13 protein-coding genes are annotated in these 11938 nt (G+C 48.2%); 9 read left to right on the top strand and 4 right to left on the bottom strand.

The features are described from left to right. The first annotated feature begins 41 nt into the window (after positions 1-41). The 9 genes from LZD49_RS31475 to LZD49_RS31435 all read left to right on the top strand — a co-directional run bounded on the left by LZD49_RS31475 (position 42) and on the right by LZD49_RS31435 (position 8500). Positions 42-1481 (top strand): putative inorganic carbon transporter subunit DabA, encoded by a 1440-nt coding sequence (locus tag LZD49_RS31475; RefSeq protein ID WP_234672132.1) that lies wholly within the window; start codon positions 42-44, stop codon positions 1479-1481. 85 nt (positions 1482-1566) lie between these two features. After that, positions 1567-2481 (top strand): proton-conducting transporter membrane subunit, encoded by a 915-nt coding sequence (locus LZD49_RS31470; protein WP_234672129.1) that lies wholly within the window; start codon positions 1567-1569, stop codon positions 2479-2481. Between the two features lie 177 nt (positions 2482-2658). After that, a complete protein-coding gene (locus LZD49_RS31465) occupies positions 2659-3837 on the top strand; it encodes a cysteine desulfurase family protein (protein WP_234672127.1) in 1179 nt (392 codons plus the stop codon). Further along, the gene (locus tag LZD49_RS31460) at positions 3803-5026 is read left to right on the top strand and encodes an XdhC family protein (protein ID WP_234672125.1); all 1224 of its coding nucleotides are present in this window, start codon (positions 3803-3805) and stop codon (positions 5024-5026) included. Before LZD49_RS31465 ends, LZD49_RS31460 begins: the two co-directional genes overlap by 35 nt. After that, positions 5013-5612, top strand: coding sequence for an NTP transferase domain-containing protein (locus tag LZD49_RS31455; protein WP_234672124.1), 600 nt, complete (start codon positions 5013-5015; stop codon positions 5610-5612). Before LZD49_RS31460 ends, LZD49_RS31455 begins: the two co-directional genes overlap by 14 nt. 118 nt (positions 5613-5730) lie before the next feature. Then, positions 5731-6567 carry an ATP-binding cassette domain-containing protein gene (locus LZD49_RS31450; RefSeq protein WP_234672123.1) on the top strand — a complete coding sequence of 279 codons (837 nt, stop codon included), beginning with the start codon at positions 5731-5733 and terminating at the stop codon, positions 6565-6567. Between the two features lie 19 nt (positions 6568-6586). Continuing rightward, a complete protein-coding gene (locus LZD49_RS31445) occupies positions 6587-7399 on the top strand; it encodes a hypothetical protein (RefSeq protein ID WP_234672122.1) in 813 nt (270 codons plus the stop codon). 11 nt (positions 7400-7410) lie between these two features. Continuing rightward, positions 7411-7791 carry a GntR family transcriptional regulator gene (locus tag LZD49_RS31440; RefSeq protein ID WP_234672121.1) on the top strand — a complete coding sequence of 127 codons (381 nt, stop codon included), beginning with the start codon at positions 7411-7413 and terminating at the stop codon, positions 7789-7791. Positions 7792-7801: 10 nt separating this feature from the next. After that, a complete protein-coding gene (locus LZD49_RS31435) occupies positions 7802-8500 on the top strand; it encodes a hypothetical protein (RefSeq protein ID WP_234672120.1) in 699 nt (232 codons plus the stop codon). Positions 8501-8519: 19 nt separating this feature from the next. Here the strand turns inward: LZD49_RS31435 and LZD49_RS31430 are convergent, their stop codons facing one another. The 4 genes from LZD49_RS31430 to zwf all read right to left on the bottom strand — a co-directional run bounded on the left by LZD49_RS31430 (position 8520) and on the right by zwf (position 11931). Further along, a complete protein-coding gene (locus LZD49_RS31430; RefSeq protein WP_234672119.1) occupies positions 8520-9353 on the bottom strand; it encodes an SPFH domain-containing protein in 834 nt (277 codons plus the stop codon). Between the two features lie 6 nt (positions 9354-9359). Next, positions 9360-9536, bottom strand: coding sequence for a hypothetical protein (locus tag LZD49_RS31425; RefSeq protein ID WP_234672117.1), 177 nt, complete (start codon positions 9534-9536; stop codon positions 9360-9362). Positions 9537-9699: 163 nt separating this feature from the next. Further along, positions 9700-10419 carry a 6-phosphogluconolactonase gene (gene pgl / locus LZD49_RS31420; protein ID WP_234672115.1) on the bottom strand — a complete coding sequence of 240 codons (720 nt, stop codon included), beginning with the start codon at positions 10417-10419 and terminating at the stop codon, positions 9700-9702. A gap of 3 nt (positions 10420-10422) precedes the next feature. Beyond that, positions 10423-11931 (bottom strand): glucose-6-phosphate dehydrogenase, encoded by a 1509-nt coding sequence (zwf, locus tag LZD49_RS31415; protein ID WP_234672113.1) that lies wholly within the window; start codon positions 11929-11931, stop codon positions 10423-10425. Between the last annotated feature and the right edge of the window lie 7 nt (positions 11932-11938).

The raw sequence follows: 11938 nt of genomic DNA, 5'->3' as shown, positions 1-11938 counted from the left end.
CCGCAGACAAATACTTATTAAAACGCTATCCGCCGCAGCACATGACAGCCCGCAACAGCTCTTTTGATGAACAGTTGGTATTGCATGAGTTGAAGCACTTCCTGCGGGGATTGTCTCAGCCGGGCGCGTTTGACTACTCAAATCCATTGCACGCATTTCAAGGTCACCACTTTCATGATGCGCTTCGCTGCGCATCTGAAATCCTGGGATACCAAACTACAGTGTCCATGGAAGGGTATCGCTCGCTTTATAATGCCAAACGGGTGAAACCCGAGATCCTGGAAAAGGTATTGATCGAGAAAAAGGGGGCGGCCAATATTTTCGAATGGCAGGACAAAGTGCTCATGAAGAAATTTCCGGCAGAGATAGCGCCACGGATCGGTCAACTCAGGCACAATGGGAAAAATCGTTTTAAAACCGACCTGGACGAGGTTGTGCATCAAAAATTGTTCCGAATTCTTGACAACTACCTCGATAGCGGTGTGGCTGACTGGCAGTTTCCTGTACGAGGGCGTGGCTTTTTGGATTCCATGCGCGAAGTGGAATCAAAAAGCTACATCAGCATATTCAGAACAGCCAGGGCGCGTAACCTGCTTTTGTATGCCGGTGCCACCATTTCCGATCTGTTAGCTATACTTGTTGGGGATCAATCGCTTTTTGAGCAATATCTTTTCGACCAGCAGTTTGCACACCGGGAATGGTCCGGATTGGTATCAAGTCTCGAAAATAACGTTCACCACCTGCCTGATGGCCGAACGATATCCCTGCATGACCTGATCGTTTTTGAATTGCTCCTGGAAATCGATGCACTGGACCACAGGCTCAAATCTCATTGGCAGCCATTGGCGACGGGGCTTACTGAACGACAGGAACCTTTGTTTGCACCCTTACCTGCCGACGAAAGAAGCGAGGTACTGACGATTTGGCAAGAGGCTGTCGAGTGGAGCTATTACGATCAGGTATTGAGTAAATTTTACCGCCCAACCCGAGATGATCTGACATACGGAAAACCTGATCAGATCAGAATAGAGCCCAGTGAAGCATATGCAGATGACAAAGGCGAAAACTTGTGTATCCTTGGAACGAAGTTCTTCGCACGAAACCTCGCTCTTCCCCTCAATGCCTCCCGGCATGCATACGACTTCGCGGTGGATCGGGACGGCGACATGCTGGGAAACATCCTCGAAAAGGTTGTGCCGTCCTGTGGGGCTGCTAATATTGGAAACTTCTTTGCAGAGGCAAGTTTACACGATAATTCCACGGTAAGCCGCATTCCAATGCGACTCTTATGTGTCATCGAGCAATTTCCGGAAACCGCATTGAAAGTCATTCGGAGGTGCACGGAAGCATACCCCTGGTTTTTGAATGAATGGGCGCATCTTGTGGTGATAGAACCCCAATCCCACGGAATTCAGGTTTTCAAAAATGGGAAAATGATCGCCTATAAGGCGGATCGCCAACTGGAAAATGCGACCGATTGAAAATATAAGCTATTGGCGGCAGGTCATCCGTAAAGCCGCATTTCAGATTCAGCCTGTTGTCGATAGCTTCTTTTAAATGCACAATATGTCTTTAACCGATTTCCATTTTGACGGGATTACGATCGCCTATCTCCTGGTGGGAGTTATTGTGACGCTCCTTACGGTATGGTACGGCCGCCGGAATTTGCGTGAGAAAGGCCAGTCAAGCCGTTTTTATTACACGTTGCTGCTATTTTGTGCTGGTTATAGCATTACCATTTTCTCTACCGAGCTAAAAATCCTGCTTGCGGGTTGGGAAATTATGGGTTTTGCATCGTTTCTGCTGATTGTCGTTGACCGCAACCTGACACCAGGTAACAAGCTAAAAGCTTTTTTTATATATCGTCTGGGTGATGTGGGCTTGCTCCTTGCCATGTGGGCAAGTCACCACCTTTGGCGAGAAAACCCGACCCTCGTTTCGCTACTATTGGTAATGACGGCTTCGGCCCAATCGTCGCAATTGCCTTTTTCCTCGTGGCTGCCGCAGGCAATAGAAAACTCTTTTACAACCAGTGGCATTTTGCTGGCCACGCTTATGGTGCAAATGGGCGTATTCTTGCTGCTCCGAAGCATGCCGTTTTGGGAACATCAGCCATCCGTACGCCTGCTCATTGCATTGCTGGGAGCTGTCGCGGCGGCAATGGCGGCAGGTTTTGCCCGCTTACAAACATCGTTGAAGCGCCGCGTCGCATATGCATCCATGGCACAGGCCGGACTCATTTTTCTCGAAGTTGCCGCAGGTTTCAAAAGCCTCGCGCTGGCACACGTTGCAGCAAATGCCATGCTGAGAGCGTACCAGCTCGTGAAATCACAAGGCACGGGTAATGGGAAACATCCTGTTCAACAACGCGCCAAAACCTGGGAGGACCGGCTTCCCATCAAATTACAATACACACTGTATCTGATTTATATGAAAGAATGGGGCCTGTATTCCCGGCTTTCAAAATACCTCAAAGCGTAACATTATCTATGGTAGCCCACTAGTTAATCGCAGCAAACTGAATACCGATCTTCATAATTATAGTTAACCTGTTCGTTTAAGTTTCGGAAACCATCTCATGTTTAAAATGAGATGGTTTTTTGTTTAATTTGAACTAACCCATTGCATTTTGCTTTTTGGAATAAAAACCAACCTTCTTTGAAACTTCCCGTTTACCTGGATAATAATGCAACTACCCCTGTGGATCCCAGAATCTTGCAGGAGATGCTCCCCTATTTCTCGGAAAGATTCGGCAATGCGGCAAGCCGTACGCATTCTTATGGATGGGAGGCGGAGGAATCGGTGGATGCTGCCCGGGAACAGGTTGCCAATCTTATTGGCGCGCACCCGCAAGAGATTGTATTCACTTCCGGTGCCACAGAAGCTGTGAACCTGGCGATCAAAGGGATTTTTGAAAATTCGGAAAGAGAGACAAAGCACATGATTACCGTGTGCACGGAGCACAAGGCCGTACTGGACAGCAGTAATCACGTTGAACGCCTGGGAGGAACTGTTACCTATCTGCCTGTCGATGCCAATGGGGTGATCAACCTTACCGATCTTGAAAACGCCATTACTGCAAACACCATTCTCATTTCCGTGATGTATGCCAACAATGAAACGGGGGTTATACAGCCTGTCAGAGAAATTGCCTCCATCGCTAAAAATCACCTAATTCCATTTATGTCGGACGCGACCCAGGCTGTGGGTAAGATTCCGGTAAATGTTCAGAACGACGGAATCGACCTGCTCGCACTGAGCGGACATAAAATATATGGCCCCAAGGGCATCGGAGCATTATACGTGCGTAAAAAGAACCCTACCATTGCATTGACAGCGCAAATTGACGGTGGCGGACATGAGCGGAATATGCGCAGCGGAACGTTGAACGTACCGGGCATCGTGGGACTCGGCTGGGCCTGTGAGATCGCAGATACCGAAATGGGCCGTGAAAGCAAAAGGCTTGCAGCCCTCCGAAATGCATTTGAAGTGGAGCTGCTTGCATTGCAAGATATAGAAGTGAATGCTGAAGATGCCCGCAGGCTGCCACATTGTACGAATATCTCCTTCGGGCAGGTCGATGGTGAGAAGTTTATATTTGAGGCAGGCAGCGACCTGGCATTTTCGCGAAGCTCGGCCTGCACTTCGGCCACACTGGAGCCGAGCTATGTACTGAAAGCGATGGGTTTTTCCGATGAGCGCATTCACAACTCATTTCGGTTCAGCTTCGGAAGGTTTTCCACGGAGGAGAATGTTAATCACGCGGTTTCTGTTATTTCCAGGATTGTAAAACAACATCGCCATGAAAGAAATCACGGACATCATCCGATCGTATGAACAGGCCCTAATCTCGGGCAAACGCATGGCGCTCGCGACGGTCGTGCATGTGGAGGGCTCATCGTACAGGCGGCCGGGGGCCCGCATGCTCGTGACCGACGATGGCCAGCTCACCGGTGCCATCAGCGGTGGCTGTCTGGAAGGCGATGCATTGCGAAAAGCATTGCTGGCAATTTCCCAGCAAAAAAATAAACTGGTCACCTACGACACTACCGACGAGAATGACACCACGCTCGGCGTACAGCTGGGGTGCAATGGCATTGTGCATATTCTCTTTGAGCCTATAAAGATCGATGATGTCGAAAACCCGGTAGAGTTACTGAAAAAGGTGGCTGCCAAACGCCAGAATGCGGTTTTAGTCACACTTTTTGCCTTGCAATCACGCACAAGCGCACAGCCCGGCACCTGTTTCGTGCATTTGGAAACCGACAACCAGATCACCTGCAATTGTACCGAACCGGAGATGTACAACCAGCTTCTCGCTGAAACCCGGGCTGCCTACCAACTCGGAGATTCGTTCTTCAAAGCCATTGACCACGATAATAAATCGCTCACCGGCTTTGTGGAGTATTTTAATACACCTCCCTCATTGATTATAGCAGGGGCCGGTAATGATACCATTCCCCTCACCGAAATGGCCAGTGTACTCGGTTGGGACATTACGGTGGTCGACGGCCGGACGGGCCATGCCACGCAGCGGCGCTTCCCGAAGGCCGGCAACGTATTGGTAACGCGGGCGGAGGATGTTCCAAAGCACGTGACCATCGACGAACGGACGTTTTTCCTGCTCATGACCCACAATTACAATTACGATCTTGCATTACTGAAACAGCTTCTCCCCTTAGAAGCATGCCGATATATAGGCGCACTAGGCCCGAAAAAAAAGCTCGACAGGATGTATTCGGAGCTTGAAAACGATGGAATGGTGATTACCGACGAACAAAAAGCCAAAGTATACGGCCCCGTGGGACTGGATATTGGCGCCGAAACCTCGGAGGAAATCGCATTGTCGGTGCTGGCGGAAATCAAAGCGGTGCTGGGCAAATGTGCTGGGTTGTCGTTGCGTGAAAAACTCGAACCGATCCACAACCGGTCGGATCAACGGGTGGCTTACGCACGCGATGAAAAAGAGGACTTTCTCTGCGCAGTTCAAACCACCACACCCTGGGCAGCCGATGGCACGCGATGAATATGGTATTATTATTCTGGCTGCGGGCAACTCTTCGCGTCTGGGAGAACCCAAGCAACTGCTTCAATTTCAAGGCAAAAGCCTCATCCGGCACATTACCGAAGCTGCGTTGGAAATCGCGGGAGGCAATGTATGGGTCGTCACCGGAGCCAACGCGGGCCTGATAGAGCAGGAGCTTGCAGCGCTTCCCTGCATGCTGATTTTCAATGCAAACTGGGAAGAAGGAATGTCTTCGTCCATCAAAGCCGGGATCAGCGCTTTGCAGTCTCACCATCAAATCGTTAAAGGTGTCATTCTGGCCGTAAGCGATCAGCCTTTTGCCTCAGCAGGCCTATTTGATGCATTAATTGAAACTCATAAAAAAAACTCAGCGGGTATCGTAGCCTCAGCTTACGATGAAACTATCGGTACGCCGGCCTTATTTTCTTCTGCCTATTTCCCGGCATTGCACCAACTCACGGGGGCCGAAGGGGCTAAAAAGTTGTTTAAACGCCATTCCGACGATCTTTTTACGCATCCATTCCCCAAAGGAAACGTCGACATTGATACGCAGGAGGATTATAAACGACTGATTTCCGGCCAGTAAGCAGTCGTTCAATTGCTGCATTCATTCAAAATAAATTTTTGAGTCCCTATTGCGCATATTAAAACATCAGTTACATTTGTGGTGTACTATTTAACTAGAACACTAAAACAATGAAACTATGATCCGCCTAAATCAAGTCTCTTTTGGATATAGTAAACGCAACAAACTTTTTGAAAACCTTAGTCTGCAATTGGAACCCGGCCATATTTACGGGCTGCTTGGCAAAAACGGTGCGGGCAAATCCAGCCTGCTGCGGAATATGGTCGGGCTATTGTTTCCTTGTGAAGGTCAGATTGAAGTGGCAGGTTACGAGCCCCGAAAGCGTCAGCCTGCCTTTTTACAGGACGTCTTCTTTATTCCGGAAGAGATTTACCTGCCCTCGGTAACTGTGGAAAAATACCTGGAAATGCTGGCGCCATTTTATCCAAAATTTGACGAAAAGCAATTCAGAGGTTACATAGCTGAACTCGATATACCCCATGGCAACAAGCTGACAGGAATGTCCTATGGCCAAAAGAAAAAAGTACTGATCGCTTTTGCATTAGCCGCTAATACCCGCGTGCTCATTATGGATGAGCCCACCAATGGCCTTGATATTCCTTCCAAAAGTCAGTTTCGGAAACTGGTTTCCTCCGCATTGGACAAAGACAGGCTAATCCTGATTTCCACCCACCAGGTACGCGACCTCGATAACCTCATCGATGCCATTATTATTCTGGAAGACAGCAAAATCATGATCCAGCACAGTCTGGAAGCTGTTTCTGAACGTCTTTACTTCGGTATTCTGCCCAGTATTGAATACGACGACCACGTGCTCTATTCGGAACCATCGTTGCGTGGTTACAAGGCGGTTTTCGAGAATTCATTACAGGAAGAAAGCCGCGTCGATCTCGAACATTTGTTCAACGCGGTGATCGAAAACCCCGAGCGGATAAGCCAGATATTTGCCCATTAAAACTTTCTATTTTTTCATTATGAACCAGACATTCAACATACATCGCTTCACACTCATGCTAAGGTTCGATTGGGCCGAAAAAGGCAAAAATTACTTGCTGATGGCATGCGTATTGGTCTTCTGTCTGCTAATCCTGATGATGCCCGTTGCATTGTCCGATGAATATAGCAACTTTCGAGAGGTCCTGCATTATTTTGCGCTGATCATGATCCTGCTCCTTGGCGGAAGCCTCTACACCAGCACCGCATTCTCACAATATTCCGCTTCCGACACGGGTATCGCTGCATTAATGCTTCCCGCTTCCGCTATCGAGAAATTCCTCAGTTCCCTGTTGATCAACCTTCTTTTTGTGGTTTCATTCCTGGTCTTTTTCTGGCAGTTCCACTATTTCATCATCGATCTCGCCAATAAAAGCCTTCCTCCGAATGGTGACAAATACAGGTACATTCCAGAAGATTTTATGCTCTATTCTACCTATTCCTATTTCGGCATCCAAAGCGCAGTTTTCCTGGGTTCGATTTATTTCAGGAAATCATCCTATATCAAAACAGCGGCTGCATTTATCGGATTTGCGTTTATCACGACATTGGTAAACCTCACGTTTGCCACAAGCCTTGCATCCAACCCGTCCAAGATCGTAGCCTTCCCACTTACAGGCTGGAAATTATGGTATTACTCCAAAGATAACGTGTCCACTCCCGAATACGTTGCCGGATTTTATCACATGACATTTCCTCCTGCGATGTTTACTGCGTTGCAAGTATTTGCTGTGTTCACCGCGCTGATGCTCTGGACATGCGCCTACTTTCAAATGAAGGAAAGGGAAATTTAACAGCGCTACTTATGGAATTTAAAGATAAACAAGCCATCTACCTGCAAATCGCCGACTACATCTGCGAGCAGATATTATTAAGTAAATGGCCACCTGGAGAACGAATCCCCTCAGTCAGGGACCTTGCTTCCATGATGGAGGTTAATCCTAACACGGTTATGAGAACCTATGATTTCCTTCAAAACAAAGAGATCATATTCAACAAGCGGGGGATAGGCTATTCGGCCGACGACAAGGCGAATGAAAAAATATTGGCCTACCGGAAGGAACGCTTTCTGGCAACCGAATTACCCGATTTTTTCAAGACCATGTATTTGCTTGACATCGGGCTGGACGAGCTACAAAACCGCTATCAGAAATTTATTGAAGAAATGTACCCGTTAACCAAGTAACACCGAAACCATGAAAACTAGTAATATCCTGCTTATCGTGACTATCTCCCTGTCTTTCCTGGTCACGCTTTGTTCCAATCTGGTGTTGAAAAGTCAATTTGACAAAATAGACAAGAATGATCCGTTCTATGGATTCTCGAAACATCAGGTCAAACCCTTTCAATATGTGAAGTTACAAGGCAGGGACGTCGGATTAACCGAGATTCGGCAAGGGCGCGTTGCTGAGATCCGAATGATTACGCTGCCTAAGTACCTGCGGTGGGACTTCTCGGGTGACACCTTGATATTGACGTATACAGCAGAAGCAAATCAGGGTTATCGGCCAAGAGGTGGCACATTTGGCTCACTTCCTTCCTTTTACGTGATAACACCTACACTTAAAGGTATCATTTCGGACAACGTCAGGTGCAAAGTGAGAAACTACAAATTCGAGGATCTGATAGTTCAGCAAAAAGGCGACGGTCTCTTCTTAGCGGGTAGTACAATCGATAAACTGACGGCCAGTGTGGCAGCAAACGGCTATCTCAAACTCGATCAGGATAACCAAATTGGTACTGCCGACATAACGGTTCACGATAGCAGTGCATTGAGCGCTGACAAAGACATGTTTAAGCTTTTTAACGCGAGAATCGACAGCTCGGCCTACATCAGCATGCCAGGAAGTATGCTTAAAAAGATGATGACGGAGAATAAAATAACCCCGAGGTAGGCCCCGGGGTTACGATTTATCATTTGACACCCAGCATTAAACTCGTGCTGCCGCCTGCATTTGTCGTCGGCAGCACGCCATTCCATTTCGCTACCCATTCCTGCTGAATGAGTAATGGGGTCAATGTTTTTTGTCTCAATTGGTTGGCTTCCGCTTCTGCCCTTGCTTTGATCAACGTCGCTTTCGCCTGACCTTCTGCACGTGCAATGATTACCTTGGCCTCTGCTTCGGCTTGCTTTGCCTGGTTTTCAGCCTTCAACCGCGCCTGGATCGAGGCGTTTTTTTCATCGATCATTTGGCGCAGCGACGGTGGTGGGGTAATGGCCGACGTCAGCTGATCGTAAACAAAACCGTCTTTGCCGAGGGTTCTGGTCAACACATTTTGTACCCGGTCTTCGAAAACTTCGCGGTTCGACATGACGCTGTCCGATGTGAATGAGTTGGCCACGATCCGATAGGCGTCATAAATAGTATTTTTCATAAAACCCTGCTGAATTTCCGCTAACGGTCGTCTGTATTGGCGGTAGATTTGCGGCACTTTTTCGGGGTTAATATGGTAGTTCAATTTGGGATCAACCTTGAATTCGGCAGCGTCCCTGGTGGTGATGACAAATGATTCATAATCTACGCTCTGGGTATAAGTTGGAAATTCCACGATCTTGGTCGTCCAGGCATTGTACCAAACGCGACCTGTCACCAGCGTAATATTGTCGACACCTTTGTCGCTACCATAAAGATTGATACGGATACCCACATTTCCCGCATCGATATTCTCGAATGAAAACGGTTGTACGACGAATGCTATAATTAATACAATTGTTGTCAGAATTCCGATAATAATGTTTCTCTTCATGTTCGATTACTGTTTAGATTTCAATTGGTTTACTATTTGCTCAAGGACATTATAAAGAAAATAAAAAGCCAGCCCGATAATCGCCAGGCCGCTAAAAACGAGCAAATCGGACTGGGCGTTGATGAGCCGGAGCGCGTAGGTTACTACAATGACAACCGCCGCGATTTTCAGAATGTGTATCATGTGACCAAGGTTTGTTTTTCGTAAAATTAATACGCAGGTAACGAAGCCCCGTCTGTTTTTATCCAATGGTGTTGCACGTTGTTGAACGCTTCAAAAACCCTATAAACAGCAAGAAGCGCACCGTTAGAACGACGCGCTTCCCGAGATTTGAATATATTAAGCTTTAAAGCAGCGCAGCCGCAGCCTCGTCCACAAACCAATGCAATTGCCCTTTCGAAGGCTGGATAATCTGTGACGGATAAAGGTCAACGTTCTTCTGCCCTTTTAAAACCTGTTTCAATACTTCCGCCTTACCCGCGCCTGCGGCCAGGAAGGCTACACATGCGGCATTATTCACGACTGGGGCTGTAAGGGTAATGCGGTACATGTCCTGAACTTGCAGGAAGAATGAAGTAGCCAGCGCATTTTGCTCGTGGATCACCTCCGTTCCGGGAAATAGTGACAATGTGTGACCATCATCCCCCATCCCAAGCAATACAAAATCGAACGTCGTTTCCGAACCGTCGAAATAGCTTTTTACAATCTTTTCGTACTCAGCAGCAGATTCCTCGGGCGTAATGTCCGTGCGCATGACGTGAATATTTTCGGCCTTCACAGGCACTTTATCCAACAGTTCATCATAGCACATTTTGGCATTATTCCTCGAATCCTCAAATGGTACCGCTCTTTCGTCTCCCCAGAAAAAATGAAGCTTTTCCCAAGGAATGGACTCTTTGTAAGGTGATTCTGCCAGCAATGCATACAATGCCTTTGGCGTGCTTCCACCCGAGAGTACGAACGTGAAACGGTCCTGTTTGGCGAGCACTTGCTGAATGTAATTGTTAGTCCATTCAGCAAGGCTGGCACTTAATGCTTTGGTATCCTTCTCGATATGCAACTCCATAGCTTACGGGGTTGGAGGCAGGTTAAGCCACGTATGACCGTCGCGGGCGATGAGCGCATCCGACGAATCAGGTCCCCATGAGTCTGGCGCATAGTTCGGGAAGTCCTGCGGCGGACGGTTTTCCCACGATTCGAGGATCGGCATGATCACTCTCCAGGCCGCATCGACCTGGTCGTTACGCATGAACAATGTAGCATCGCCTTCCATGACGTCGAGCAGCAGCGTTTCGTACGCCTCTGGTGCGTGGTCGCCAGCCACTGCGTCGTAATCGAATGTCATATCCACAGGATCAAGCATCATGGTCTGGCCCGGGCGTTTGGCCTGAAACCGGATGCTGATGTCCATATTAGGCTGGATACTGATAGTCAAACGGTTGGAGCGCCATGTTTCAGCAGACTCAGGCGGGAATGCGTAATGCGGCGCCTGTTTGAAATGCAATGTAATGTGGGTAGCTTTCTGATTCAGGTATTTACCCGTTCTCACATAGAAAGGAACACCCTGCCAGCGCCAGTTGTCGATATAGAACTTTACAGCCGCGAAGGTATCGATATTTGATTGCGGGTTCACACCTTCTTCCTGGCGGTAGCCGACTACTTTCTCCCCTTTTTTCCAGCCACCCGAATACTGTCCGCGAACGGCGAAGTCGTGTACCTGTTCTTTGGTAATACGACGAATCGCATTCAGCACATCCACCTTTTTGTTACGAATCTCATTCGCGTCGAACGACACCGGCGGCTCCATGGCGATCATACATAGGATTTGCAGGATATGGTTCTGCACCATGTCTCGCAATGCACCTGCGTGCTCGAAATAGCCTCCCCGGCCTTCCAGACCTACTGCTTCCGCAGCCGTGATCTGAATGTGATCGATATAATTACGGTTCCAGAGCGGCTCGAACAATGCATTGGCAAAACGCAGCGCGAGAATGTTCTGAACTGTTTCTTTTCCAAGATAGTGGTCAATACGGAAGATTTGCTCCTCGGCGAACATGCTTGAAAGCAGCAGGTTCAGTTCGTGGGCACTTTCCAGGTCGTGACCAAATGGCTTTTCAACTACAATACGGGTCGTACTTTTCTCTCCGCAGATCTTCAATGCACCCAGTTTCTGAGCGATTGAAGGAACCAGCTGAGGCGCTACCGCGAGGTAGAAAATGACATTGGGATGAACGCCCCATTCTTCTTCTTTTTCCTTTACGAGATCGGTGATCTTGTGGTAAGCTTCCGCGTCGTCCCCATCCATTTGCAGATAGGAAACATGCTGCGTAAATTCTGTCCAGTGACCATTCTGCTTGCCCTTGCGGCGCGAGAATTTGGTAACGCCGTCGAGCAAATGCTCATGGTATTTTTCATCGGAATAGGCGCTCCGGCCGATACCCGCGATTGCGAACTGATCGGGCATCCAGTTATCCAGAAACAGGTTATATAGAGCGGGTGTGAGTTTCCGGTAGTTGAGGTCACCGCTTCCTCCGAAAATGAAGACTACGGAAGCAGGGGGACGTTTATTGCTTTGCATAAAATTT

Source organism: Dyadobacter sp. CY261, from assembly GCF_021440085.1.
In the GTDB taxonomy this organism is placed as follows: Bacteria; Bacteroidota; Bacteroidia; order Cytophagales; family Spirosomataceae; genus Dyadobacter.
This window is presented reverse-complemented; position numbering and strand designations above follow the sequence as displayed.

Bases quoted from the DNA above. Each gene is read 5' to 3' on its own strand.
- LZD49_RS31435 (WP_234672120.1), top strand. From the start codon at position 7,802: ATGAAAACTAGTAATATCCTGCTTATCGTGACTATCTCCCTGTCTTTC.
- LZD49_RS31440 (WP_234672121.1), top strand. From the start codon at position 7,411: ATGGAATTTAAAGATAAACAAGCCATCTACCTGCAAATCGCCGACTAC.
- zwf (WP_234672113.1), bottom strand. From the start codon at position 11,931: ATGCAAAGCAATAAACGTCCCCCTGCTTCCGTAGTCTTCATTTTCGGA.
- LZD49_RS31430 (WP_234672119.1), bottom strand. From the start codon at position 9,353: ATGAAGAGAAACATTATTATCGGAATTCTGACAACAATTGTATTAATT.
- LZD49_RS31425 (WP_234672117.1), bottom strand. From the start codon at position 9,536: ATGATACACATTCTGAAAATCGCGGCGGTTGTCATTGTAGTAACCTAC.
- LZD49_RS31455 (WP_234672124.1), top strand. From the start codon at position 5,013: ATGGCACGCGATGAATATGGTATTATTATTCTGGCTGCGGGCAACTCT.
- pgl (WP_234672115.1), bottom strand. From the start codon at position 10,419: ATGGAGTTGCATATCGAGAAGGATACCAAAGCATTAAGTGCCAGCCTT.
- LZD49_RS31470 (WP_234672129.1), top strand. From the start codon at position 1,567: ATGTCTTTAACCGATTTCCATTTTGACGGGATTACGATCGCCTATCTC.
- LZD49_RS31450 (WP_234672123.1), top strand. From the start codon at position 5,731: ATGATCCGCCTAAATCAAGTCTCTTTTGGATATAGTAAACGCAACAAA.
- LZD49_RS31460 (WP_234672125.1), top strand. From the start codon at position 3,803: ATGAAAGAAATCACGGACATCATCCGATCGTATGAACAGGCCCTAATC.
- LZD49_RS31445 (WP_234672122.1), top strand. From the start codon at position 6,587: ATGAACCAGACATTCAACATACATCGCTTCACACTCATGCTAAGGTTC.
- LZD49_RS31475 (WP_234672132.1), top strand. From the start codon at position 42: ATGACAGCCCGCAACAGCTCTTTTGATGAACAGTTGGTATTGCATGAG.